This window comes from Ochrovirga pacifica (assembly GCF_000220525.1).
Taxonomy (GTDB): domain Bacteria; phylum Bacteroidota; class Bacteroidia; order Flavobacteriales; family Flavobacteriaceae; genus Ochrovirga; species Ochrovirga pacifica.
On the sequence record NZ_AFPK01000063.1, the window covers coordinates 46,115 to 70,915 of the forward strand.

Annotated in this window: 23 protein-coding genes; 10 read left to right on the plus strand and 13 right to left on the minus strand. The window is 33.9% G+C overall.

All coding sequences use genetic code 11. The features are described from left to right. Nucleotides 1–19: 19 nt before the first annotated feature. From FS85_RS0111475 to FS85_RS15610, 8 genes are all read right to left on the minus strand, one after another. Entirely contained in the window at nt 20–604 is a 585-nt protein-coding gene (locus FS85_RS0111475; protein ID WP_010136453.1) for an NUDIX domain-containing protein, read from the minus strand. A gap of 82 nt (nt 605–686) precedes the next feature. Further along, nucleotides 687–1,436 carry a 3-oxoacyl-[acyl-carrier-protein] reductase gene (gene fabG / locus FS85_RS0111480; RefSeq protein WP_010136454.1) on the minus strand — a complete coding sequence of 250 codons (750 nt, stop codon included), beginning with the start codon at nt 1,434–1,436 and terminating at the stop codon, nt 687–689. Between the two features lie 14 nt (nt 1,437–1,450). Beyond that, complete coding sequence (gene sucD, locus FS85_RS0111485) at nt 1,451–2,335, minus strand: succinate--CoA ligase subunit alpha (protein WP_010136455.1); 885 nt, start codon at nt 2,333–2,335, stop codon at nt 1,451–1,453. Between the two features lie 164 nt (nt 2,336–2,499). After that, nucleotides 2,500–3,288, minus strand: coding sequence for a 3-keto-disaccharide hydrolase (locus tag FS85_RS0111490; RefSeq protein ID WP_010136456.1), 789 nt, complete (start codon nt 3,286–3,288; stop codon nt 2,500–2,502). 10 nt (nt 3,289–3,298) lie between these two features. Then, entirely contained in the window at nt 3,299–3,934 is a 636-nt protein-coding gene (locus FS85_RS0111495; RefSeq protein ID WP_010136457.1) for a gluconate 2-dehydrogenase subunit 3 family protein, read from the minus strand. Next, entirely contained in the window at nt 3,913–5,634 is a 1,722-nt protein-coding gene (locus FS85_RS0111500) for a GMC oxidoreductase (RefSeq protein ID WP_010136458.1), read from the minus strand. The genes FS85_RS0111495 and FS85_RS0111500 overlap by 22 nt, the downstream gene beginning before the upstream one ends. Before the next feature lie 31 nt (nt 5,635–5,665). Further along, nucleotides 5,666–6,412, minus strand: coding sequence for a 3-keto-disaccharide hydrolase (locus FS85_RS15605; RefSeq protein ID WP_010136459.1), 747 nt, complete (start codon nt 6,410–6,412; stop codon nt 5,666–5,668). A gap of 18 nt (nt 6,413–6,430) precedes the next feature. Continuing rightward, nucleotides 6,431–7,864, minus strand: a complete 1,434-nt coding sequence (locus FS85_RS15610; protein WP_010136460.1) for a Gfo/Idh/MocA family protein — start codon at nt 7,862–7,864, stop codon at nt 6,431–6,433. Between the two features lie 607 nt (nt 7,865–8,471). Here FS85_RS15610 and FS85_RS0111515 point away from each other — a divergent pair. The 8 genes from FS85_RS0111515 to FS85_RS0111555 all read left to right on the plus strand — a co-directional run bounded on the left by FS85_RS0111515 (nt 8,472) and on the right by FS85_RS0111555 (nt 17,486). After that, on the plus strand, nt 8,472–9,707 hold the full coding sequence (locus FS85_RS0111515) for a helix-turn-helix transcriptional regulator (protein WP_139062206.1): 1,236 nt from the start codon (nt 8,472–8,474) through the stop codon (nt 9,705–9,707). Nucleotides 9,708–9,796: 89 nt separating this feature from the next. Continuing rightward, entirely contained in the window at nt 9,797–10,810 is a 1,014-nt protein-coding gene (locus FS85_RS0111525) for an AraC family transcriptional regulator (protein WP_010136463.1), read from the plus strand. Between the two features lie 162 nt (nt 10,811–10,972). Then, complete coding sequence (locus FS85_RS0111530; RefSeq protein WP_010136464.1) at nt 10,973–12,133, plus strand: MFS transporter; 1,161 nt, start codon at nt 10,973–10,975, stop codon at nt 12,131–12,133. Nucleotides 12,134–12,164: 31 nt separating this feature from the next. Continuing rightward, nucleotides 12,165–13,307 (plus strand): Gfo/Idh/MocA family protein, encoded by a 1,143-nt coding sequence (locus FS85_RS0111535; RefSeq protein ID WP_010136465.1) that lies wholly within the window; start codon nt 12,165–12,167, stop codon nt 13,305–13,307. 12 nt (nt 13,308–13,319) lie between these two features. Next, nucleotides 13,320–14,372 (plus strand): sugar phosphate isomerase/epimerase family protein, encoded by a 1,053-nt coding sequence (locus FS85_RS0111540; RefSeq protein WP_010136466.1) that lies wholly within the window; start codon nt 13,320–13,322, stop codon nt 14,370–14,372. A 2-nt stretch (nt 14,373–14,374) separates the two neighbouring features. Next, nucleotides 14,375–15,109: a 3-keto-disaccharide hydrolase gene (locus FS85_RS0111545; RefSeq protein WP_010136467.1), complete on the plus strand. Its 735-nt coding sequence runs from the start codon at nt 14,375–14,377 to the stop codon at nt 15,107–15,109. A gap of 24 nt (nt 15,110–15,133) precedes the next feature. Beyond that, complete coding sequence (locus FS85_RS0111550) at nt 15,134–16,510, plus strand: Gfo/Idh/MocA family protein (RefSeq protein ID WP_010136468.1); 1,377 nt, start codon at nt 15,134–15,136, stop codon at nt 16,508–16,510. A 1-nt stretch (nt 16,511) separates the two neighbouring features. Continuing rightward, nucleotides 16,512–17,486 (plus strand): ThuA domain-containing protein, encoded by a 975-nt coding sequence (locus tag FS85_RS0111555; RefSeq protein ID WP_010136469.1) that lies wholly within the window; start codon nt 16,512–16,514, stop codon nt 17,484–17,486. 75 nt (nt 17,487–17,561) lie between these two features. Here the strand turns inward: FS85_RS0111555 and efp are convergent, their stop codons facing one another. The 5 genes from efp to FS85_RS0111580 are packed head-to-tail and all read right to left on the minus strand — an operon-like array spanning nt 17,562 to nt 22,605. Then, nucleotides 17,562–18,128 (minus strand): elongation factor P, encoded by a 567-nt coding sequence (efp, locus tag FS85_RS0111560; protein WP_010136470.1) that lies wholly within the window; start codon nt 18,126–18,128, stop codon nt 17,562–17,564. A 13-nt stretch (nt 18,129–18,141) separates the two neighbouring features. Further along, nucleotides 18,142–18,924, minus strand: a complete 783-nt coding sequence (gene lpxA / locus FS85_RS0111565; RefSeq protein ID WP_010136472.1) for an acyl-ACP--UDP-N-acetylglucosamine O-acyltransferase — start codon at nt 18,922–18,924, stop codon at nt 18,142–18,144. 4 nt (nt 18,925–18,928) lie between these two features. Then, nucleotides 18,929–20,317, minus strand: coding sequence for a bifunctional UDP-3-O-[3-hydroxymyristoyl] N-acetylglucosamine deacetylase/3-hydroxyacyl-ACP dehydratase (locus tag FS85_RS0111570; protein ID WP_010136473.1), 1,389 nt, complete (start codon nt 20,315–20,317; stop codon nt 18,929–18,931). Between the two features lie 21 nt (nt 20,318–20,338). Next, nucleotides 20,339–21,343: a UDP-3-O-(3-hydroxymyristoyl)glucosamine N-acyltransferase gene (gene lpxD / locus FS85_RS0111575; RefSeq protein WP_010136474.1), complete on the minus strand. Its 1,005-nt coding sequence runs from the start codon at nt 21,341–21,343 to the stop codon at nt 20,339–20,341. A 29-nt stretch (nt 21,344–21,372) separates the two neighbouring features. Continuing rightward, nucleotides 21,373–22,605 carry an HD domain-containing protein gene (locus FS85_RS0111580; protein ID WP_010136475.1) on the minus strand — a complete coding sequence of 411 codons (1,233 nt, stop codon included), beginning with the start codon at nt 22,603–22,605 and terminating at the stop codon, nt 21,373–21,375. 76 nt (nt 22,606–22,681) lie between these two features. Between FS85_RS0111580 and porX the strand changes: the two genes are divergently transcribed. Both porX and FS85_RS0111590 read left to right on the plus strand, forming a co-directional pair. Then, on the plus strand, nt 22,682–24,229 hold the full coding sequence (gene porX, locus FS85_RS0111585) for a T9SS response regulator signal transducer PorX (RefSeq protein ID WP_010136476.1): 1,548 nt from the start codon (nt 22,682–22,684) through the stop codon (nt 24,227–24,229). Between the two features lies 1 nt (nt 24,230). Then, complete coding sequence (locus FS85_RS0111590; protein WP_010136477.1) at nt 24,231–24,728, plus strand: acyl-CoA thioesterase; 498 nt, start codon at nt 24,231–24,233, stop codon at nt 24,726–24,728. Nucleotides 24,729–24,801: the final 73 nt, after the last annotated feature.

Below are 24,801 nucleotides of genomic sequence, written 5' to 3' on the forward strand. Positions count from 1 at the left end.
TTTGTTTTTATTTTCAGTTTTAATTATCTAGCAAACCTTGGATCCATGCATGTTGTAACAAAATTAAAGTTTTACCATCTTTAATTTCATTGTTTAGAATGCTTTTTTTTACGGTATCAAAACTCATTTCAAACAGAATAATATCTTCTTGCTCATCTTGTACACCACCTCCTTTAGATACTTTCATACTATCGTTGTATTCAGCAACAAACATGTGGGTTACTTCTGTTACTGCTCCTGGAGTCATAACAACATCACACACAAAGGTTACTTTAGGTACTCTATATCCTGTTTCTTCTTCAACCTCTCTTATAATGGCTTTTTCAGGTTCTTGACCGTCTAACATTCCAGCAGGTACTTCAGTCACAATTCCATCACCTTTTCCTACACTATTTACATAAGCGGGCATTCTAAATTGTTGTGTTAACAACACTTTTTTTTCTGATGTATTATACATAAAAACTGCAGCCCCATCTCCTTTGTCGTATACTTCCCTTTTTTGAATCATTACACGGCCATCAGAAGCTGTATATTGGTATGTATATTCTTTTAAAGGTTTCCACGCATTAGATAGTATTTTTTCTTGAATGTTAGCTATTTTCATAAAGTGATATTTTTTATAAAAATAAAAAACTGCTCTTAAAGAAAATCTATAAGAGCAGTTTAATACTTATTTTATGATGCTTTTAAGCGGTAATCATACCTCCATCTACATTTAATGTTTGTCCTGTAATGTATGCAGACATGTCTGATGCTAAAAACACACAGGCATTGGCAATATCTTCAGGTTGACCTCCACGTTTTAATGGAATTCCTTGTCTCCAACCATCTACTACTGCTTCATCTAATTTAGCTGTCATTTCCGTTTCTATAAATCCTGGTGCAATTGCATTGCAACGAATATTTCTAGATCCTAATTCTAAAGCTACAGATTTGGTAAACCCTAGCATCCCAGCTTTAGAAGCTGCGTAATTGGTTTGACCAGCATTACCTTGCACCCCAACAACAGAACTCATATTAATAATGGATCCACCTCTTTGCTTCATCATTGGACGAATTACAGCCTTGGTTAAGTTAAAAACTGATTTTAAATTGACTTCGATTACTTTGTCAAAATCTTCTTCGGAAATTCTCATTAATAAATTGTCTTTGGTAATTCCTGCATTGTTAATCAATACATCAATGGTACCAAATTCTTTTAATACATCAGCAGCAAGTTCTTGAGCAGCATCAAACTCTGCTGCATTAGATTGGTAACCTTTTGCTTTAACACCCATTTCAGACAATTCATTTTCTAAAGCCTGTGCAGCTTCAACAGAAGAGCTAAAAGTAAAGGCAACATTTGCGCCTTGTTTGGCAAATTCTAAGGCAATTCCCTTACCAATTCCTCTGGTTGCTCCTGTAATGATTGCTGTTTTTCCTTCTAATAATCCCATATAATTTGTATTAATTACTTCGCAACTGATGCCAATACTTCTGCAACAGCTTCTCCAATTTTTGCAGGAGATTCTACAACTTTAATTCCATTAGCTGCTAAGATTTCCATTTTTGCTTGTGCAGACTCTCCTTCACCACTTACAATAGCTCCAGCATGTCCCATAGTACGGCCTGCAGGTGCTGTTTGTCCAGCAATAAATCCAACAACTGGTTTTTTATTTCCGTTTTCTTTTACCCATTTAGCTGCTTCTGCCTCTAATTGACCACCAATTTCACCAATCATTACGATGGCTTCAGTTTCATCGTCGTTCATCAACAACTCAACAGCTTCTTTGGTAGTGGTTCCAATAATTGGGTCTCCTCCAATTCCAATTGCAGTTGTAATTCCAAATCCTTGTTTTACAACCTGGTCTGCAGCTTCGTAAGTTAATGTTCCAGATTTAGAAACGATACCTACATTTCCTTTTTTGAAAATAAATCCTGGCATGATTCCTACTTTAGCTTCTTCTGGAGTAATAATTCCTGGACAGTTAGGTCCAATTAAACGAGTGTTCTTATTTTGAATATAAGCTTTAACTTTTACCATATCTCCTACAGGAATTCCCTCAGTAATACAGATGATTACTTTAATACCTGCATCGGCTGCCTCCATAATAGCATCGGCTGCAAAAGCTGGTGGTACAAAAATAATTGAAGTGTCTGCATCTGCTTTGTCTACAGCATCTTGTACTGTATTAAAAACAGGCTTTCCTAAGTGTTCCTGACCTCCTTTTCCTGGAGTAACACCACCCACAATGTTGGTTCCGTATTCAATCATTTGAGAAGCGTGAAAAGTTCCTTCACTTCCTGTAAATCCTTGTACTATGATTTTAGAATCTTTATTAACTAAAACACTCATTGAAATATATTTTTATAGTGAAAATTCGTTGCGAACAAATATAAATATTTGTGTGTAATATCTGCCTTTTTAGTTTGTTTATCACAGAATTTTAAAACTCCTATAATTTTATAACAAAAAACACATCGTATAGAGATGTGTTTTTAAATCAATTTGTAGAACTTCTATTGCAATTCCATTAAATAGATATTTCTGAATTCTACAGGGTGGCTTTCGCTTTGCAATGAAAAATATCCTTTTTCTAATAAGGTTCCAATACGTTGTTCCCAATATGTTTTGTTTTCTAACATAGTTCCTCCTATTTCAGGTTTAGTGTAACGCATCACTTCTTCTCCATTTATTTTATGAATTATTAAATCACTCCCATGTACTTCAATTTCTGCTTGTACCCATTGGTTTCCATAATATGTTTTAGAGTTTGATTTGATACAGTGTGTTGTTTCATAAGTATCATTTAGCATTATATTAGTACCTGGAGTACATACATTTGCTGTTGGTCTTTTTTCTTTTTTGTTAATTCCTCCTAAAAGTTGCACTTCTACAGACATGGGAAACAACTGGTCTTTTAACATGTTGTATGGGCTTTCACAGTGAATCATAACTCCACTATTACGCTCAGCCCAGCCTTCACCCCCTTTTACCTGTTTGCCTACAAACCTATATTCTAACTTTAATTTGTAATGAGACAATACTTTATTGTAAAAAATATGCCCAAAAGTTTTATTAAAATTATAATCTTCTTGGTACTGAACTCGTAAAACTCCGTCTTTTATCTGAAAGGTATTTTTGTAATTTTCTGCTACAGGATAATTGGTGATTTTAACCACCCAGTGATTGACTTCTTCTCCCTCTAAAAGATTTACCCATTTTTTCTCTTTTATCTTAGATACGCTAGAACAAGCCACAAACAACGTTGCAATTACAATAATAGAAAGGTGTTTTTTTATCTTCATGTTTATAAATTTATCGTAAAGACCATGCGTTTCCTACTTCTTGTACAGAAATATCCGGATCATATTTTCCTGGTATAGGGTCGTAACTTAACACAAATTCTCCTATGTATTCTGATGTAGCAAAACCAAACATGGTTAATGAACGTAAGGTAACTAAAAATTTATACAAAGAGTATTCATCTGCTTGTTCTCTAGGTACATTAAATATATTTTGTTTTTGCAGTGTGTGCAGTCTCTTCACTTCTTTTGGGTCGATATCAAAAAAAATAGACAACAAATTTTCTATTTCTTTTTTAGATCCCTTTAAAATAGGTTTGTTGTATTTTTCTTTAAAATGCAAAGCAAACAAAGTTGCTCCTCTTTTAAACTGATTTCTATCGGTATCACTTTCAATATCTTTTAGCATCAGGTCAACAAATTGAGGAACGTTTACTGCAACTGCTCCTTTAGTCTCTGTTTCGGGTATTATAATATCAACCAAATGTGTTACAATATATTTTTCTTTGGTTGATAGAACTTTAGCATGCCAATCTGCATACTCCGTTTCTTTGGTTACACAGGAGTTTAAGATACCTAATAAGGTAGGGGTAGCGATTGTATACCCCATTCCTAAAGCTAAGTTTTTTAGAGCTTTTCTTCTCTCCATAATAAAGCTTGTTTTTTATTTTTCTTAAAATTCTCGATAGCATGATGTGCCGCTCTTGCTGTTAAAGCCATATAGGTTAGTGATGGATTTTGACAAGCAGAAGAAGTCATACAGGCTCCATCTGTTACATACACATTGGGTACTGCATGTATTTGATTGTATTGATTTAATACCGACGTTTTAGGGTCACGTCCCATTCTTGCAGTTCCCATTTCATGTATTGCTACACCAGGATTGGATTTAGCATTGACGGGTCTTACCTCTTCAAAACCAGCAGCTGTTAACATTTCTACAGCTTGTTTTACCATGTCTTTACGCATGTTATTTTCATTTTCTCCAAATTTCACATCAAATTCAACAGTAGGAAGTCCCCACTCGTCCAGTTTTTCATAATTTAATGTAACCTTATTATCATGATACGGTAAACACTCACCAAAGCCATACATTCCAATTTTCCAATCACCAGGTTGTAACAAATGTTCCTTTAGATCTTTTCCATAGCTAAATTCAGGAATATTTTGTGTCCAATTATCAGCTCTACCTACTCCACCCTGAAATCCATATCCTCTAATAAAATCTTTTTGCTGAGTTTTAGGGTCTAAATTTCGAAACCTAGGAACATAAAAACTAGTAGGTTTTCTTCCTTTATAATATCTATCTTCAAAACCCTTTACCGTGGCTACAGCTCCTGCTTTCATATGATGATCCATCAAGTTTCGTCCTAATTCACCACTATCATTCCCTAATCCATTAGGGAAACGTTTAGATTTGGATTGCAACAAAATGCTTGCAGTCCCTACAGTAGATGCGTTGCAGAAAATAATATCAGCCTTAAAAAAAAGTTTTTCGTGAGTTTCGGCATCTATCACTCTTACCCCTGATGCTTTTCCTGTACGTTCATCATAAACAATTTCATGAACAATAGAATTCGGACGTAAAGTCATATTTCCTGTTCTCTCTGCTGCTGGTAAAGTTGATGAATTACTACTAAAATATCCACCAAACGGACAACCTCTTACACATCTATTTCTAAACTGACATTTAGAGCGACCTTCGTGTACTTTATCACCAGTAATATGTGCTACTCTAGCAGGCATCACTACACGATCATTGTATTGACTTTCTATTTGCTTTTGAAATTCTTTTTCAACTGCATTAAATGGCATGGCAGGACTTAATTTTCCGTCGGGTAATTGTGGTAGTCCTCTGTTTTCCCCGCTCACTCCAATATATTCCTCTACCTTGTCATACCATTTTTCTATATCTTTGTAACGTATTGGCCAATCTACAGCAATCCTATCTTTTTTATTCGCATTAAAGTCTATATCACTCATACGATAGCTTTGTCTTCCCCACATAATAGATCTTCCTCCAACATGATATCCACGGATCCAATCAAAAGGCTTTTTTTCTTGATAAGGATGTTGTATATCATCAACAAACCAATGAGCAGCTTCCTCTTTTTTAACCTGACCATTGGCTTTTTGCTTGTGTTGCCTTGCCAAATCTTCGGGAGTTCGTTTTCCTCGGTGCTTAAAATCCCATGGATCCATGTGCATTGTAGGATAATCTTTGATATGTGTTACCATTCTCCCTCTTTCTAAAACCAATGTTTTTAAACCACCCTCACACAGTTCTTTGGCAGCCCATCCTCCTGAGATCCCTGTACCAATTACAATGGCATCGAATTTATTTTTCATAAAAACTATTAGATTATTTTATTAATCAAGATTATAATTCTTTTATCCAAATATTCTTAAATTGTACCAAACTAGCTGTTCCTCCTAATTTTCCAGTTTTCTCATTTTTGTAACCATGATGTTGTAAACCAATGGGTCCTTTTACATCAATCCCAGGAAACAGCGCGTTATTGATTACTACAATTCCGTTACTAATCACCGTAATTCTATCTCCTTTTACATGAATATCCATAGCATTCCACTGCCCAATAGGATTGTCTTGATTTGAACTTGGAACCGCTGCTGATCTTACATTTTCTGGTAACTTTTTATTATTTCTAACAGACCATAATTCGCCAGAACCTACATCCCAACACCATAAATTAACCTGTTGTCCGTTCTTTTTTATAAAAATACCAGAATCTGCATTAGGCTTTAACTTTGTCACTTTTTCTCCCTTTTTATCTAATAGATAATCTCCATTGGGTAAGATGGTTGGCATTTTGTACAACATATCACCACAGCCCTTAAACCTCCATTCTATATGCAAAGAGAAATCTTTATACTCGTTTTTAGTATACAAATGTCTTTTCCCTTTTGGTGCTTTGGATCTTAAGGCACAATCTATAGTTCCATTGAAAGCAGACCAGCTTTTATTATTGTCTTTTGGGACTACCCACCCCTCCAAGTCTTTACCATTAAACAAAGATGTATATCCTTGAGTTTTATAATAGTTTTCTTTCTGAGCTGAACTTATTTGAATAACAAAGCAGCTTAATATTGCAAGTAAATATTTCATTTCTATTTATTCTTTAAATTATTTCCAAAGGTTCTCTCCAAAATTCCATCCTTCTCTTACCTCTTCTTTTATGTAAGCATTTAATGCAGGTTGATTGGTTATTTTCATACTCTCAGCATCATATTCAATCTTAGTATTAAAACGCTGTGCCAATGCTCCTAACAACGCTACTTCTGTTAAATCTGCTCCATAACTAAAGCTGGAACCTGGTTTAGGACCTTTTCCTCTAATTGCGTCTATAAACTCCCCGTGTGGACTCTCTTCTGGGATACGTTTAATGGTTTTGTCCCATCCTTTTTTATTGAATTCTGCCCAATCGTTAGCAGACATTAACATTTTAGGTTTATAGGGTTTTCCGTCAGTAATTACAGCCTGTTTACTTCCTTGCATAATCATTCCATTTCCTGGTATTTTCTTTAATCCCCACTCTGGATTGTTTTCTGGTTTCTTTCCTCCTTCATACCAAGTCATGGTTACTTCCGATTTGTTACCTCTCTTAGGGAATTGGTAACATAATATAGATTGATCGGGTCCAAACTGAGTTGGACTCTGACTTAATACAGAATGTATAGGCTCTATACTTGTAGGCATTCCTAAATCTAATGTCCAGAAAGGAGCATCTAAAGTATGACATCCCCAGTCTCCTAACATCCCTGTTCCTAAATCGTAATAAGATCTCCACCATCTGGGCAAATAACTTGCATTGTAAGGCCTATCTGCTGCTGGTCCTAACCATAGATTCCAATCCAAATCATTTCTTACAGATTCTGGCAAAGGTGGGTAGTGAGTTGGTTTATTAAACCATGCTTTGGGTCCAAATTTAGGTCCATTAAACCATGCGTGAATTTCTTTTACATCTCCTATCAACTCCTGTTCGTACCACTCTTTTACATTTCTAATTCCATCAGAAGCATGTCCTTGGTTTCCCATCTGAGTAATAACCCCGTAATGTGCTTCTGCCTTTTTTAAAGTTCTTAGTTGCCAAATATTATGTGCCAAAGGTTTTTCCACATAAACGTGTTTTCCTAGTTCCATCGCTGCCATAGTAGCTGCAAAATGAGTATGATCGGGTGTAGAAACAATCACTGCATCAATATCCTTGTGCATTTCATCTAGCATCTTTCTAAAATCTTTGTATCGCTTAGCATCTGGAACCATGTTATAAGCAGTAGCTGCTGCTTTATCATCTACATCACAAAAAGCGACAATCTTGACATAAGGATGGGCTTTTCTTGGGCCTTTTTTCTCTAAACCATCTTTTATTCTTCTGTTATCACCCCTTATCCCTAACATTTGAGTCCAGTTATTCATACCTCTACCACCTGCTCCTATTACAGCAATATTAACTGTGCTATTGGGTGACATTCCTCTCATTAAATTGGGTAATAAAAAAAGACCTGCAGATGCAATTCCTGTTTTTTGAATGAAATTTCTTCGTGAAACACTCTCCATATTTTAATTTTTAATAGTTTTACAGTCTAACAAAAAAAAACACACAAAAGATGTTGTTTTTTTAAATTATTCCTAATCAAATATACTTTACCTTAACTTTTACTCACAAAAAACAACTTATACAAACATTATACAAGTAGTATCACATTGATAACGAAACAAGAATCCAAAAACCATAATTGTTCTTAAGAAAGAAAAAAAAAGACTTAAACAATTGAAAACCAAACAAAACACAAGCCTTCTATTTCTATTAACCTTTTTAACCATATGTTTCCTAACTGTAAAAAGCTATGCTCAAGAAACTTTTATAGATTCAATTCATTTTTATCAAAAAGAAGTTAAAACAGCTTTTAAAAATCTTAGAATTGAACCTAAAAAGTCAATTAAGACATTGTATAGAAGTAAAGCTTTTTATGAAAATCAAAAAGATACTATCAATATTATTAACTGTTTGACTAGAATTTCTAAAGCGTATGAAATAAATGGGGACATAGAAAAATCCTTTAAATCTTTATGGGAAGCTGTATTTCTTTCAAAGAAAATCAACAACAAAAATTTAAGCTCTGATATACATAGGAAGCTAGCTCTTTTGTATGACACATTTAATATGAAAGACAAAAATCTTTTTCATTTAAAAAATGCATTAAAAAATGCTAAGGAAATTGGAGGTAAAAACAAAAGTATTAGAATGAATGCTAGCTATTTAAGTTTAGCAGACAGAGAGTGTGCAAGAGGAAATTATAGGTTAGCTTTAACCTATCTAGACTCCTGTAAGCTCTCTACACTACAAAAAGATAAAAATTACTTAAATGTACTTGTAGAAGCTGAAAGAGGTCATTTAATGTTAAAAACCAAAAATTATAACAAAGCATACTATCATTTGCTAAAAGCAAAAAACGATCAGGAAGAGTTAAAGGTAACTAATAAAGCGGGTATTTTAAATTATTTAGGAATTCTAAAAGCTGAAACCCAACAACTAGATAGTGCTGTTTATTACTACAAAGAAAGCCTAAAAGACATTGTTTCTAAAAAACTTCCAAAAGCACTTAAAGCAAGAGTTATGTACAATCTCTCTAACGCTTATTTTACTCAAAACAAACCACGAAAAGCCTATCAATTGCTTTTAAGTTCTAAAAAAATAACAGATAGTCTTATGTTTATTAAAAATGGTAGTAATAATGAACTTTTGAATATCAAGAATACTTATTTAGAAGAAATAAAAGAAAAAGATCTTGTTCTTAAAGAACAAAAAGCTGCTTTAAAAGCCAATAAAAAAACACAATTTAGGTTAAAAATAATATTAATTTTAGTAGTAATTGTATTTTTAATTTCTTCTGTTTTCTTTAGAACCAAAATAAAGCTCCAAAAAGTTGTAGAAGAAAAAAAAGAAACAGAATACAAAGCACAACTTAAAGAAAAACAAAATCAAAAAGAGTTAGAAATCAAAAACAAGGAGCTAACCTCATATGCTTTACAGTTAATTGATAAAGATAGTTCTATAGATGATTTATTAGAAATCATAAAAACAGACTCACCTTCTTCTTACAAGTCATTACACTATAAGTATCAAAAAAGTTCTAAAAATTTATGGGAAACTTTTAATCTTCGTTTTACAGAACTCAATTCAGAGTTTTATTACAAACTAGAACAAAAATATCCGAAACTAAGTGTTACCGAAAAAAAGCATTGTGCATTGATAAAATTGAATTTTTCTACAAAAGAGATTGCTAAAATTCTGAATATTGAACTGCACAGTGTACACATCTCAAGATCAAGAATTAGAAAAAAAATAGGAATGGATAGATCAGAAAGCTTAGAAAAACACATCTCAAACTTATACTAAAATTTCATATGCAATAGAAATCTTTGCATTTTTTACATAAAAAACAAAGAATAAGCTACTAATTCTTATTTTTTGTTTAATTTTCTTCAATGAAAACTTATGAACAAAAAGTCATTTCATTTCAAGGAAATGGTATAGAATATCAAGCAGACACCTGCTTACCACTTGTAGATGCCTTTGAGCGTAAAAAAGTTAAATTTAAAGCTTTAGCTAGACATACTTATCCAGGAGATCGATTGGATCAGAACACCTTAGGCTTAAACAGTATCGGGTATTGGGATGCCAATACTCCACAAGATTGGGGCTTAGATTGGCATAGAAACGAAGGGATTGAGTTTCATTACCTAGAATCTGGAACCATGCCTTATGGCCAAGAAAATACGCAAACAGAATTAAAACCAGGTGATTTAACTATTACTCGCCCTTGGGAAATACACAAAGTAGGAAACCCAAACGTAGGAATAGGTAAGTTTTACTGGGTTATTATCGATTTGGGAGTTCGAAGGCCCCATCAAGAATGGGAATGGCCTGAATGGATTACGCTAACCCCCACCGACTTGCATAGATTAACCACAGCATTGCGAAAAAATGAAAAACAAATTTGGAAAACCAATGCCAATTTTAAAGATTGTTTTTCTAGAATTAACAAAGCGATTCAAACGGATCAAAATGGCAGCAATGCATCTTCAATTAGACTGTTGGTCAACTATTTACTTATTTTAATTTTAGAGTTGATAGATAATGAAGAAATTCAACTAAACGAAACACTTACTGATAGTTCAAGAAGTGTACGATTGTTTTTAGAAGAACTAGAAAACAATTTACAAAAGGATTGGAGCGTTGAAGAGATGGCTAAATCAGCTGGTGTAGGTTTAACAAGATTCACTTATCACTGCAAACAAATTACCAATCTAACTCCAATGAAATATCTAAATATCAGACGACTAGAAATGGCCAAACGACTATTGACCAATGAACCCAATACAAATATCACAGAAATTGCTTATAGTTGTGGATTTACATCCAGTCAATACTTTGCTACTCTTTTTAAAAAATTTGAAAAATGCACTCCCAATGAATACAAATCTAAGATACAGGCTTAGTTGTTTAAAATTTTTCAATGCAAAATCGTAAACATAATTCTCAAATACTTACTTATTTTTACCAAAACATCATTTTTTAAGCCTTATTAAAAAGAATTAAATAATGATATACATATAATAGTAAAAATATATTAATTAGGATTAACTAAAATACATTTAGGGATGAACAGTATTAAAAAAAACAGACTTTTTATAGCAAGCTGTCTTGCTTTGATTACTACCGCTATGACCTTTGCTATTAGAGCAAGGTTAGAAACCGTTTTTGGACCTGAAGGAGTAGGTTTAACATTAGAGCAAATTGGTTATGCTTTTACACCAGCCTTTTGGGGGTTTACTTTGGCCATGATTATAGGTGGCCCTTTAGTTGATACTTTAGGTATTAAAAAAATTACTTGGATTGCTTTTGTTACTCATATAATAGGAATTGTTTTAACATTAACAGCTAATTCTATGACTTCATTATTTGTAGCCACGTTATTTGTTGGAATTGGAAACGGAATGGTTGAAGCAGCTTTAAACCCTATGATTGCCTCTATTTACAAAGAAGAAAAAACGAAGATGCTTAACAGATTCCATGTTTGGTTTCCAGGAGGAATTGTCATTGGTTCTTTAGTAGGATGGTTGGTTATGGATGTAATGGGGATGAGTTGGCAAGTAATGGTGGCTAGTTTATTTGTTCCAACGCTTGCTTATGGTATACTATTTATAGGCCAGCAATTCCCTACCACGGAAAGAGTACAGTTAGGTATTAGTTACTCTAACATGCTAAAAAGTATTGGTAAGCCATTGTTTTTGTTTATGGTTTTTTGTATGTTTTTAACAGCCGCTTCGGAATTAGGGACAACACAAAGAATAGAATCTTTATTAAAATCTTCGGTAAGTGCTCCTTTATTAGTTTTGGCATTTATCAATGGTATTATGGCTTTGGGTAGAGCGTTTGCAGGAAATGTTGTACACAAACTAAAACCCTCTGGAATGTTACTATACTCTGCTATTTTAACATTTGCAGGACTATGGCTTTTAACAATCTCTACCGGAGGAATGACTTTTGTTGCTGCAGCTGTTTTTGCTTTAGGAGTTACATTTTTTTGGCCAACCATGCTAGGGTTTGTTGCTGAATATTTACCAGAAACAGGTGCTTTAGGACTCTCTATTATGGGGGGAGCGGGTATGTTATCAGTTTCTATTGTATTGCCAATTATGGGAAATCTAATGGACAATGCAAATGCAACCGAAGCTCTAAAAACCATGTCCATTTTACCTGCAATTCTTATTCTATGCTTTACAGGATTGTCTATTTACATGAAAAAAATATCGAAATAATCAAAATAAACCAACAACACATAAAAATCACATGAAAAAATTAAAAATGGGAATGATTGGTGGTGGTACAGGCTCTTTTATAGGAGACGTTCACCGAAAAGCAGCCAGTATCGATGGGATGATTCAACTAGTCTGTGGTGCATTTAGTAGCACGCCCGAAAAATCAATTGCTTCGGGAAGAGATTTAGGAATTTCCGAAAGTCGATGTTATGCCAATTACCAGGAAATGATAGTGAAAGAAAAAAAACTACCTGAAGAAGAAAGAATGGATTTTGTTGCAATTGTAACGCCTAACCACATGCACATTCCTCCTGCTAAATTGGCTTTAGAAAACGGATTTCACGTAGTTTGTGACAAGCCTGTAAGTTTAACATTAGATGAGGCTTTGGAGTTAGAAAAGGTAATTGATAAAAGTGGAAAATTGTTTGCTCTTACCCATAATTATACAGGACATCCTATGGTTAAGCAAGCAAAAGCTTTGGTCGCTAATGGAGATTTAGGAAATATCAGAAAAATCCAAGCACAATATTTACAAGGCTGGCTATCTACTTCTATAGAAAAAGAGGGACAAAAACAAGCTGCATGGAGAACTGACCCAACAAAATCTGGAATTGGTGGTGCTTTAGGCGATATAGGAACCCACGCTGAAAATTTAATAGAATATATTACAGGGTTAAAAATAGAAGAAATTGCTGCAGACTTAGGAGTTTTTGGTGAAGGTAGAACATTAGATGATGACGGAAACATGTTGATTCGTATGAATAATGGAGCTAAAGGAACCCTTTCTATTTCTCAAATTGCTTTAGGAGAAGAAAACAATCTTGCAATTAAAGTTTACGGAGACAAAGGTTCGCTAGAATGGCATCAAGAAAATCCTAACGAACTATTAACTCGTTGGTTAAAAGAACCACAAAAAACATACACTCCAAACGGAAATGGCTTGTATCCAGAGGCTTTAGAAGTATCTAGAATTCCAGCAGGACACCCTGAAGGATATTTAGAAGCTTTTGCAACAATTTATAAAAACTTTGCCACACATTTAAACGCTATTAAGAATGGAAACACCGTAGAAAAAATAGACTATCCTACCGTAAAAGATGGAATTAGAGGAATGAAATTTATTTATGCTGCGGTAGAAAGTGACAAAAACAATGCTTCTTGGGTTAAAATTTAAAAAAATAAGATAATGAGTACAATTAAAGGACCTGCTGTTTTTCTAGCCCAATTTATGGGAGATAAAGAACCTTTTAACAATTTAGATTCACTTTGTAAATGGGCAGCAGATTTAGGCTACAAAGGAATACAAATCCCTACATGGGAATCGGCATTAATAGATTTAGACATTGCCGCAGAAAGTAAAATTTACTGTGATGAGCTAAAAGGAAAAATAAATGATTATGGATTAGAAATCACAGAACTATCTACGCATTTACAAGGGCAACTGGTTGCAGTAAATCCTGCTTACGACACTATGTTTGATGGCTTTGCTCCTGATGCTGTTAAAAACAACCCCAAAGCTAGAACTGCATGGGCTATAGATACCGTAAAAAAAGCAGGATCTGCTAGTAATAAATTAGGATTAAAATCGCATGCCACTTTCTCAGGTGCACTTTTATGGCATACCGTATATCCATGGCCTCAACGCCCAAATGGATTGGTTAAAATGGGATTTGAAGAACTTGCCAAAAGATGGACTCCTATTTTAAATCATTTTGATGAACAAGGAATAGATGCTTGTTATGAATTGCATCCTGGGGAAGATTTACACGATGGGGTTTCTTTTGAAAGATTTTTAGAAGCTACAGGAAATCACAAAAGAGCTAATATTTTATACGATCCAAGTCATTTTGTATTACAACAATTAGATTATCTAACTTTTATAGACTACTACCATAATAGAATAAAAGCTTTTCATGTAAAAGATGCTGAGTTTAACCCTACAGGGAAACAAGGTGTTTATGGCGGATATGCAGACTGGGCAGACAGAGCAGGTCGTTTTAGGTCTTTAGGAGATGGACAAACAGATTTTAGAGGAATTTTTTCAAAACTAACAAAATACAATTGTGATGTTTGGGCTGTAATGGAATGGGAATGCTGTATTAAATCTCCAGAACAAGGAGCTAGAGAAGGTGCTCCTTTTATTCAAAAACACATTATTGAATCAACAGGTAAAACATTTGATGATTTTGCCGGTGGAGAAACCGATACAGAACAATTAAAAAATATATTAGGAATATAGTCATGAAAAAATTAGCCATATTTATTCTTGTCCCAGTATTGAGTTTTGCTCAAGAAAAAACAATCGACCCTAAACTTACAGAAGTATGGGAACCACAACCACCTAAGGTAGTTCCTGCTACAAAATATAAAGCTCCTAGTGATGCTATTGTTCTTTTTGATGGAACTAATTTTGATCAATGGTCTGGGAAAAACAATACGGTATCCTGGGCATTAAACCCTGATGGCTCTATGACCGTACAGCCAAAAACAGGTGGCATTAAATCTAAAAAAGAGTTTGGAAGTATACAGTTGCATTTAGAATGGAAATCTCCAATTGATATTGTAGGTAAAAAAGGCCAAAAAAGAGGAAATAGTGGTGTGTTTTTACAAGGTAGATATGAAATACAGGTTTTAGACAACAACAATAACACAACGTACGCAAACGGACAAGTAGGCTCGGTTTACAAACAGTCCATTCCTTTGGCCATGGCATCTGTTCCTACAGGAGAGTGGAACACTTATGATATTATCTATCATCAGCCTAAATTTAATGCCCAAGGAACCGTAGTCAAAAAAGCAACAGTAACTGTGCTGCACAATGGAATTTTAGTACAAGACCATTTTGAAATTCAAGGTCCTACTGTTTTTAGAGGAAAACCTAGTTACAAAGCTCATGGAAAAGGGGCAATTTTCCTTCAAGATCATGGAGACTTGGTCAGTTACAGAAACATTTGGGTAAGAGAGTTAAAAGACTAATGTTACTATTAAATTGTATAGAAAATGACACATAAAAACATATCTAGAAGATCTTTTTTACAACAAGCTTCTGTTGCTTCAGCTGGAATTTTAATAGCTCCTACTTTGATGAGTTTTTCTGCCAACAGTAAATTAAACATAGCAGTTATTGGAGTTGGTAATAGAGGAAACTACAATTTAAGAGCCTCTGCTATAGGGAACAATATTGTAGCTTTATGCGATACGGACGATAGAATGATGGCTAAAGCAGCCAGTGCCTTTCCCCAAGCAAAAACTTTCAGTGATTTTAGAGTAATGTTCGATCAAATGGCTAATGAAATTGATGCTGTAGTTGTTGCAACTCCCGATCACACACATTTTGCTGCAGCTATGGCTGCTATGGAATTAGGAAAACACATTTGTGTAGAAAAACCTTTAGCTCATAGTGTTTGGCAAGTACGTACGCTAAAAAAAGCAGCAAATTACTATGGTGTGGTTTCTCAGATGGCTAATCAAGGGCATACCACCAACGGTATAAGAACTATTAAAGAATTGTATGATAATGACGTTCTTGGAGAAGTAAAAGAAGTGGTTGCTTGGAGAGGTTTTAATAAATTTAAACCTAACTTTTATTTTACCAAACCCGAAAACTATCCTCCTATTGCAGAAACTGTTCCTAATTTTTTAAACTGGGATGCATGGCAAGGACCGGTGGTTAACAAATCGTATAATCATGTGTATACTCCAAAATCTTGGAGAGGATTTTACGATTTTGGCAATGGACAATTAGGTGACTGGGCTTGTCATACTTTAGATGCTCCTTTTTGGGCTTTGGAGTTGGGTTCTCCTAAAACGGTATTTGCAGAAATACCTAATGGAGAATTTAACCACAACAGTTTTATGCCAAATAAGTCTAAGGTGATTTTTAAATTTCCTAAAAGAGGAAAAAAACCAAAAGTAACTATGACTTGGTATGAAGGTTTAGGGGCACCAGATATTGCAATAAGAAAAGAATGGGGTATTGAGAAACTACCTGCAGGAGGTGGAATGTTAATGATTGGTGATAAAAACACCGCTTTTCATGGAGCAAGACCTAACGATGGAAAGCTATTGATTCCAAATGCTGATTGGGAAGAATTTAAAAAGAACAAACATCAACAAACTATTGCAAGAATAGCAGAAGAAAAACCACATCAAGAATGGATTGAAGCCATTAAAAATGATAGATTACCTGGTTCTAACTTTAATTATGCATCTGACTTAACAGAAATGGCTTTGGTCGGTGTAATTGCACAAAGATTTGGTGGTAAAATAAAATTTGATTCTGATAAGATGAAGATTACTAACAGAAAAGAACTTAATAAATATATTAAAGAACCTGTAAGAGAAGGATGGTCTTACGGAGAAAATTTATGGAAATAAAATGAAAATAAAACAATTATTTATTTGCTTAATACTATGCTTAGCTTGTGTAACACTTGGATTGGCTCAGCAGAAGAAAATAAAAGCCTTAATTATTGATGGACAAAACAATCATGCAGTTTGGCCAAAATCTACCATTATGATGCAACAGTACCTAGAAGAAACTGGTCTGTTTGCTGTTGATATTGCAAGAACCAAATACATTAACAACAGCAAAAGGTTTCACAACTGGTTAGATTATGCGCAGCAACCGTTTAAAAGTATTGAAGGTAAACCCAAAACAGATCCTGACTTTAGTCCTAATTTTTCGGACTACGATGTGGTGATTTCAAACTTTGGATTTAAAGCTGCTCCTTGGTCTTCTGCAACTCAAAAAAAATTTGAAAAATACATGAAAAAAGGTGGAGGTTTTGTAAGTGTTCATGCTGCTGATAACTGTTTTCCAAACTGGGAGGCATACAACCAAATGATTGGTATTGGTGGCTGGGGAGGAAGAACTGAAAAACATGGCCCTTATTTGTATGTAGACAAAAATAACAAAGTAGTTACTGACCATAGTCCAGGTCATGGAGGAACTCATGGAAAAAGAGAAGAGTTTGTAGTCACTACCTTTAATGATAAGCACCCTATTACCAAAGGCTTTCCTCATCAATGGATGCACACGTCTGACGAATGTTATGCCAAACTAAGAGGTCCCGCAAAAAAAGTTAAAATACTAGCTACGGCAGTATCTACCAAAAAAGATCCTGCATTGGGACAAAAAGAACCTGTTGTTATGACTATTAAATACAAAAAAGGAAGAATTTTTCATACTACTTTAGGGCATGATGAAACTGCATTTTCTTCAGTTGGTTTGATAACATTGATCCAAAGAGGAACCGAATGGGCTGCTACAGGAAAAGTTACACAAAAATTACCTAGTGACTTTCCAAATGCAGAAAAGAGTGTTGCTAGAAAGTTTTATTACCGAGAATAAGAAAAGTAAACTGTATTAAAAAGGCTTGCTAATTTTAGCAAGCCTTTTTGTTTTGTAAAGAAACAATAAAAACAGTTATTCCTTAATTCTTTCTTGGTAACTACCTTTGGTAGTTTCTATTTTAATTTTATCTCCTTCGTTAATAAACAAAGGAACATTTACAGAAGCACCTGTTTCTACTGTTGCAGGTTTGGTTGCATTTGTAGCTGTATTTCCTTTTACTCCAGGCTCTGTATATGTCACTTCTAAAATCACAGACTGAGGCATTTCTACAGCTAAAGGCATTTCATCTTCAGCTCTAACAATCACTGTTACTACTTCTCCTTCCTTTAATAAATCAGGAGCATCTAAAACCTCTCTTTCTAATGTAATTTGGTTGTAATCGTCTGTATTCATAAAATGAAAAGTATCACCTTCTGCATACAAATATTGATATTTTCTTGTTTCAACCCTTACCTCTTCTATTTTGTGTCCGGCAGAGAATGTGTTGTCAATTTGTTTTCCTGTGGTTAAGCTCTTTAATTTTGTTCTAACAAAAGCAGGTCCTTTTCCTGGCTTTACATGTAAAAACTCAATTATTTTATAGGTATCGTGGTTAAATACAATACACAATCCATTTCTAATATCTGATGTTGTTGCCATCTAAAATCTATTCTTAATTGTTAAAATATCCTTTCATAATACCACGTTGAGAGTTTTGTATAAATCGAATAATATCATCTCTCTCTTTGGTTGCTTCCATTTCGGCTTCAATAATTCTGATTGCCTGTGTGTTGTTGTATTTACTTTGAAATAAAATTCTGTAAATATTTTGAATTTCGTGAATTTTTTCTGGAGTAAATCCTCTTCTTCTTAAACCAACAGAATTTACACCTACATAAGATAAAGGTTCTCTAGCTGCTTTTACAAATGGAGGAACATCTTTTCTTACCAAAGATCCACCTGTTACAAACGCATGGTCTCCAATAGAACAGAATTGATGAATAGCTGTCATTCCAGCTAAAATTACACTATCTCCTATATTGGTGTGTCCTGCCAATGTACTTCCGTTAGAAAAAATACAGTTATTTCCAACAATGCAATCATGAGCTATATGGCAATAAGCCATAATCAAACAGTTGTCTCCTACAACTGTTTTCATTCTATCGGTTGTTCCTTTGTTAATGGTAACACACTCTCTTATGGTAACATTGTTTCCAATAATAGTTGCCGTTTCTTCACCGTTATACTTTAAGTCTTGTGGAATGGCTGATATTACTGCTCCAGGAAAAATTTTACAATTTTCACCAATTACAGCACCTTCCATTATTGTTACATTAGATCCAATCCAAGTTCCAGAACCGATAGTTACATTATTATGAATCGTAGTAAAAGGTTCAATTACCACGTTACGGGCAATTTTTGCACCTGGATGTATATAAGCTAATGGTTGATTCATATATTTATTTTTTCTTTGATATTTGGGCCATTAATTCAGCCTCTACTACTATTTTTCCATTGGCATAACCAACAGATTTCATATGACAAATCCCTCTACGGATGGGAGTTATTAATTCTGCTTTAAAAATTAAAGTGTCTCCTGGTAATACTTTTTGTTTGAACTTTACATTGTCCATTTTCATAAAGTACGTTAAGTAATTATCAGGATCAGGAACGGTGCTTAACACTAAAATCCCTCCACATTGAGCCATGGCCTCTACTTGTAAAACTCCTGGCATTACAGGAGCATCAGGAAAATGTCCAACAAAAAAAGGTTCGTTCATTGTTACATTTTTCATTCCTACAACGTGTGAGTCTGACAATTCTAAAATGCGATCAATTAACAAAAATGGAGGACGATGTGGAAGCAACTTCATGATGTCGTGAATATCCATCAAAGGAGGCTGGTTTAAATCGTAAGTAGGAACACTTTTTCTTTTTTCTTGTTTGATGATATTTGCCAAACGTTTTCCAAAAAGTGTGTTTACTTTATGTCCTGGTTTGTTCGCAATTACTTTTCCTCTTATACGGGTACCTACCAAAGCCAAATCACCAATAACATCTAACAATTTATGCTTGGCTGCTTCGTTTGCCCAATGCAATTCTAAATTGTCTAAAATTCCGTTAGGGGTTACTTTAATTTCGTCTTTCCCAAATGCTGTTTTTAAACGTTCTAAGGTGCTATCAGATATTTCTTTATCTACATAAACAATTGCATTGTTTAAATCTCCTCCTTTTATAAGATTGTGCTCTAACAACATTTCCAGTTCGTGTAAAAAACTAAAAGTTCTTGCTGCAGCTATTTCCTCTTTAAAATCAGAAAGTGTTTCTAAAGTTGCATTTTGGGTTCCTAAAATTTTAGTTCCAAAATCTACCATGGTTGTTACTTGGTACTCATCAGCAGGCATTAAAATAATTTCACTTCCTGTTTCAGGATCTTTATAAGAAACCACATCTTTCACAATGTATTCATCTACCTCTGCTTCTTGCTCTACAATTCCAGCAGATTCTAGTGCTTCTACAAAAAACTTAGAAGAACCGTCCATAATAGGTGGTTCTGAAGCATCGATTTCAATAATTAAGTTGTCAATCTGCAAACCAACAGCAGCTGCTAACACATGTTCAGACGTATTGATGCTCACTCCTTTTTTTTCCAAGTTGGTTCCGCGTTCTGTAGTTGTTACATATTCTACCTTGGCCTCAATACTTGGTTTCCCTTCTAAATCTACACGAACAAATGTATATCCATTGTTTTCTGGAGCTGGTTTAAAAACCATTGTTACATCTTTTCCTGTGTGTAGCCCTACACCTGTTAACGTAACCTCTTTTTGGATTGTTTTTTGTTTTAGCATTCTTTATACTTTTTTTAAAGCTTATTTATTTTTTAATTCTTTAACAATGGTAGGTAATTTTTTAAAATAGACATAAGATTTATTAAAATCACTATAATCCATAGCAGGAATTCCTCTTAATACTTCACCATCTTTAACATTTTTTCCAATTCCAGTTTTGGCAGAAATTTTCACATTATTTCCTATTTTAAGATGTCCAGCAACTCCTACTTGACCTCCAAACATACAGTTTTCCCCTACCGTGGTAGAACCAGCAATACCTGTTTGTGAAGCTATTACCGTATTTTTTCCAATTGTTACATTGTGAGCAATTTGCGTTAAATTGTCTATTTTAACTCCTTGCTCTATAACTGTAGATCCCATGGTTGCTCTGTCTATAGTTGTATTGGCTCCAATATCTACATGATCTTTTACAATTACATTTCCTATTTGCGGAATGGTTTTATAAGCTCCGCTTTCGGTGGGTGCAAAACCAAAACCGTCGGCACCAATTACTGCTCCTGCATGAATTTTACAATGATTTCCTATCTCGCAATCTGCATATACTTTAACTCCTGCGTACAAGGTAGTGTTGTCTTTAACTGTTACATTGTCTCCTATGTAGCAATTAGGATAAATTTTCACATTGTGTCCTATCTTTACATTGTGGCCTATATAAGTAAAGGCTCCAATGTAGGGATCGTCTCCTATACTAGAAGATTCTGAAATACTTACAGGTTGTTCTATTCCCGTTTTTTGATTTTTATACTCGTTGTAAAACTCTAACAATTTGGTAAATGCCTGATAAGCATCTTCTACCCTTATCAAAGTAGCATTTATGGGTTGTGTAGGTACAAAATCTTTGTTTACAATAACAACAGATGCGTTGGTAGAATAAATGTAATTTGTGTATTTTGGGTTAGATAAGAATGTCATACTCCCCTGCTCTCCTTCTTCTATTTTAGACAAGGTAGAAACTGTTACAGACGGATTCCCCTCTATTTCTCCTCCTAAAATTTCTGCGATCTGTGTTGCTTTAAATTCCATTACGGCAAAAGTAAAAAATTAAATTTTATTTAACTTGATTTCACAACTTTTGGATAGCAGACAAAGTGTTTTATCACGGGTTTTGTTAATGCCTGAATGTTTAATTGATCCGATGCTTTGATCAAATCTGTAATAGCACCATTTTTGTAATAGAGATAAATCTTTTTTTCTTTATCATTATACGCTTGATTTTCAACAGTGTCCTGAATGTAAAAGTATTTTAAATCTTCTGCCGTCCAACCGTTTTGTGTCATTTTATTTTTAATTTCATCTATTTCCAAAGTTGTAAAAGGAACATTACTCATTTTTACTTTTAACAACTTTCTGTTAATAATCATCTCTGAAAGGTGAGATAAAATAACATCATCATGACTGATCCAATCTTTTATTGCCGACAGCATGTCGTAATCGTCTAACCTAGAAAACGTTTTAAGAGTTTGCAAATCAAAATTCTCATCAACATCTCTGTATAAGAAATAATGCAATGCTTTGCTAGATGGCAACACAACTCCTTGTTTAGCCAAGTATTTTGCTCTGGCTAATAAGTTTACCAACATTTTTTCGGCAACCACACTGGTTTTGTGTAAATAAACTTGCCAATACATTAGCCTTCTACCTACAATAAACTTTTCTACAGAATAAATTCCTTTTTCTTCTACCACCAATTGATCGTCTACGACGTGCAACATATCAATCAAACGTTCAGAACTAATATTCCCTTCGGCAACACCTGTGTAAAAACTATCTCTTTTAAGATAATCCATACGATCTATATCTAGCTGACTGGAAACTAATTGATTTAAAAACTTACGCGGGTATTTTCCTTCAAAAATAGCAATAGCCAAGTCTAACTTTCCTTTAAACTCTTTGTTTAGTTCTTTCATAAACAATAAAGAAATAGTTTCATGACTCACTCCTTCTACAATACTATGTTCTAAGGCGTGCGAATAGGGTCCGTGACCTATGTCGTGTAAAAGAATGGCTATACAAACGGCATTTTTTTCCTCGTCACTTATCACCACTCCTTTATTTTTTAACACCCTAATTGCTTTTTGCATTAGGTGCATACACCCTACTGCATGATGAAAACGTGTATGATGAGCACCTGGATAAACTAAGTTAGACAATCCCATTTGAGTTATTCTTCTCAATCTCTGAAAATAGGGGTGCTCCATCAAATCAAAAATTAATTTGTTAGGAATTGTAATAAACCCATATATTGGATCGTTTATAATTTTAACTTTATTGTTTGGGCTTTTCAAATTTTATAATTTTAGTTTCGCACAAAGATAAAAATCTAAATTCTTTATATTTAGTTAATCCTAGATTCTTATACGCATGACAACCATAGAAATTCTTTGGGTTGATGATGAAATCAACCACTTAAAACCTCATATTTTATTTCTTGAAAAAAAGAATTACAAAGTAACTCCTTGTACCAACGGTGCCGATGCTTTGGATTTGATAGAGGAACAAAATTTTGACATTATTTTTTTAGATGAAAATATGCCCGGATTGTCCGGTTTAGAAACCTTGAGCGAAATTAAAAACAGAAATGCAACCATTCCGGTGATTATGATAACCAAAAGCGAAGAAGAATATTTGATGGAAGAAGCCATTGGTTCTAAGATTGCTGATTATTTAATTAAGCCCGTCAATCCTAGTCAAATTTTATTAAGCCTTAAAAAAAACTTAGATCACAGTCGTTTGGTTAATGAGAGAGCAACTATTAATTATCAACAAGAATTTAGACAAATTGCCTTAGATTTGGCAAGCGTAAATTCTTACGATACATGGATTGATTTGTATAAAAAACTAATCCATTGGGAGCTAGAACTAGAGAACGTAGACAACCCAGGCTTGTTAGAAATTTTAAGAGATCAAAAGCAAGAAGCCAATTCTGTCTTTTTTAAATTCATCAAAAAAAACTACCAAGATTGGTTCTACGAGATGGATGCACCTGTACTGTCTCATCAACTATTTTCTAAAGTAATTTTACCCGAAATAGAAAAACAAAAAACATTGGTTTTGGTGGTAGATAATTTAAGGTACGACCAGTATTTTATGATTGAAAAAAACATTCAAAATCATTACAAAAAACTTTCTGAAACTCCTTTCTTTAGTATTTTACCAACCGCAACCCACTATGCTAGAAATGCTATTTTTTCGGGTATGACTCCTTTAGAAATGTCTAAACATCACAAAGAATTTTGGAAAAATGAAAATGACGAAGGTGGAAAAAACACACACGAAGAAGATTTCTTGAAAAGTCAACTAAAAAGATTGCGAAAAGAGTTGAGTTTCTCTTATCATAAAATTGTCAATCAAAAAACGGGAAGAGAATTGTTGCAAAACTTTAACCAGATAAAACACAACGATTTTAATGTTGTGGTTTACAACTTTGTTGATATACTATCACACGCAAAAACAGACACTAAAGTTATTAAAGAATTGGCTGCTAACGATAAAGCTTTTAGATCATTAACCGAAACTTGGTTTTTAAATTCTACCATGTTAGAATTAATTCAAAAAGCACAAAAAGAAAATATTCAACTTATCATTACCACCGACCACGGAACTATAAATTGTAACAAACATACACAAGTAATTGGCACCAAATCTATAGCCAGTAATTTAAGATACAAAACAGGTAGAAGTTTAACCTATCAAGAAAAAGATGTGTACGCTGTTCACAATCCTAACAGTATTTTTTTACCGCAAGAACACTTAAACAGTTCTTTTATTTTTGCTAAAGAAAATTTATTTTTTGTGTACCCTAATAATCAAAATCACTACACGCATTACTACAAAGATACTTATCAGCATGGAGGTGTTTCTTTAGAAGAAATGATTATTCCTTGTGTTACATTTACACCTAAAAACTAAGATGGAAAAACCAAAAATTTTAACCAGCAGTACCAAAATTCGTTTTCAAGATTGTGATCCTTTTAATCACTTAAATAACGGTCGTTATGTAGATTATTTTATCAACCAACGAGAGGATCAAATTCTAAATGCATATGGAATTGATATTTTTAAGATGATTAGAGAAGAACAGCTAGGCTGGGTTGTTTCTAGCACACAAATAGCTTATATATTGCCTGTTTTTACAATGGAAGAAATAGCTTTTGAATCGCAAACAATTGATTTTTCTAAAAAACATTTGCGTGCAGAAATGCGCATGTTTAACAAAAACAAAACGGAGTTAAAAGCTTTGGCTTGGATGACTTTTGTGCATGTTGATGTAAAAAAACAACGTCCTACACAACATAGTGAAACTTTGATGGATTTGTTTAAAGAAGTGGTGCTTCCTGTAAAGGAAACAACATTTGATGAACGAGAACATCATATTAGAATGCTTAAGAAAAAAAAGGAAAAGAAGTAACCATCAGATTCTTTAAACTTTGATATTTTTCATAAAAAAGCCTTGTAATTTTGTTACAAGGCTTTTTATTATA

Coding starts and splice junctions, on each gene's coding strand:
- FS85_RS0111535 (WP_010136465.1), top strand. CDS start 12,165: ATGAAAAAATTAAAAATGGGAATGATTGGTGGTGGTACAGGCTCTTTT.
- FS85_RS0111530 (WP_010136464.1), top strand. CDS start 10,973: ATGAACAGTATTAAAAAAAACAGACTTTTTATAGCAAGCTGTCTTGCT.
- FS85_RS0111515 (WP_139062206.1), top strand. CDS start 8,472: ATGAAAGACAAAAATCTTTTTCATTTAAAAAATGCATTAAAAAATGCT.
- FS85_RS15610 (WP_010136460.1), bottom strand. CDS start 7,864: ATGGAGAGTGTTTCACGAAGAAATTTCATTCAAAAAACAGGAATTGCA.
- FS85_RS0111570 (WP_010136473.1), bottom strand. CDS start 20,317: ATGCTAAAACAAAAAACAATCCAAAAAGAGGTTACGTTAACAGGTGTA.
- FS85_RS0111500 (WP_010136458.1), bottom strand. CDS start 5,634: ATGAAAAATAAATTCGATGCCATTGTAATTGGTACAGGGATCTCAGGA.
- FS85_RS0111490 (WP_010136456.1), bottom strand. CDS start 3,288: ATGAAGATAAAAAAACACCTTTCTATTATTGTAATTGCAACGTTGTTT.
- FS85_RS0111590 (WP_010136477.1), top strand. CDS start 24,231: ATGGAAAAACCAAAAATTTTAACCAGCAGTACCAAAATTCGTTTTCAA.
- FS85_RS15605 (WP_010136459.1), bottom strand. CDS start 6,412: ATGAAATATTTACTTGCAATATTAAGCTGCTTTGTTATTCAAATAAGT.
- lpxA (WP_010136472.1), bottom strand. CDS start 18,924: ATGAATCAACCATTAGCTTATATACATCCAGGTGCAAAAATTGCCCGT.
- FS85_RS0111495 (WP_010136457.1), bottom strand. CDS start 3,934: ATGGAGAGAAGAAAAGCTCTAAAAAACTTAGCTTTAGGAATGGGGTAT.
- efp (WP_010136470.1), bottom strand. CDS start 18,128: ATGGCAACAACATCAGATATTAGAAATGGATTGTGTATTGTATTTAAC.
- FS85_RS0111555 (WP_010136469.1), top strand. CDS start 16,512: ATGAAAATAAAACAATTATTTATTTGCTTAATACTATGCTTAGCTTGT.
- FS85_RS0111525 (WP_010136463.1), top strand. CDS start 9,797: ATGAAAACTTATGAACAAAAAGTCATTTCATTTCAAGGAAATGGTATA.
- porX (WP_010136476.1), top strand. CDS start 22,682: ATGACAACCATAGAAATTCTTTGGGTTGATGATGAAATCAACCACTTA.
- fabG (WP_010136454.1), bottom strand. CDS start 1,436: ATGGGATTATTAGAAGGAAAAACAGCAATCATTACAGGAGCAACCAGA.
- FS85_RS0111545 (WP_010136467.1), top strand. CDS start 14,375: ATGAAAAAATTAGCCATATTTATTCTTGTCCCAGTATTGAGTTTTGCT.
- sucD (WP_010136455.1), bottom strand. CDS start 2,335: ATGAGTGTTTTAGTTAATAAAGATTCTAAAATCATAGTACAAGGATTT.
- FS85_RS0111550 (WP_010136468.1), top strand. CDS start 15,134: ATGACACATAAAAACATATCTAGAAGATCTTTTTTACAACAAGCTTCT.
- FS85_RS0111475 (WP_010136453.1), bottom strand. CDS start 604: ATGAAAATAGCTAACATTCAAGAAAAAATACTATCTAATGCGTGGAAA.
- FS85_RS0111540 (WP_010136466.1), top strand. CDS start 13,320: ATGAGTACAATTAAAGGACCTGCTGTTTTTCTAGCCCAATTTATGGGA.
- lpxD (WP_010136474.1), bottom strand. CDS start 21,343: ATGGAATTTAAAGCAACACAGATCGCAGAAATTTTAGGAGGAGAAATA.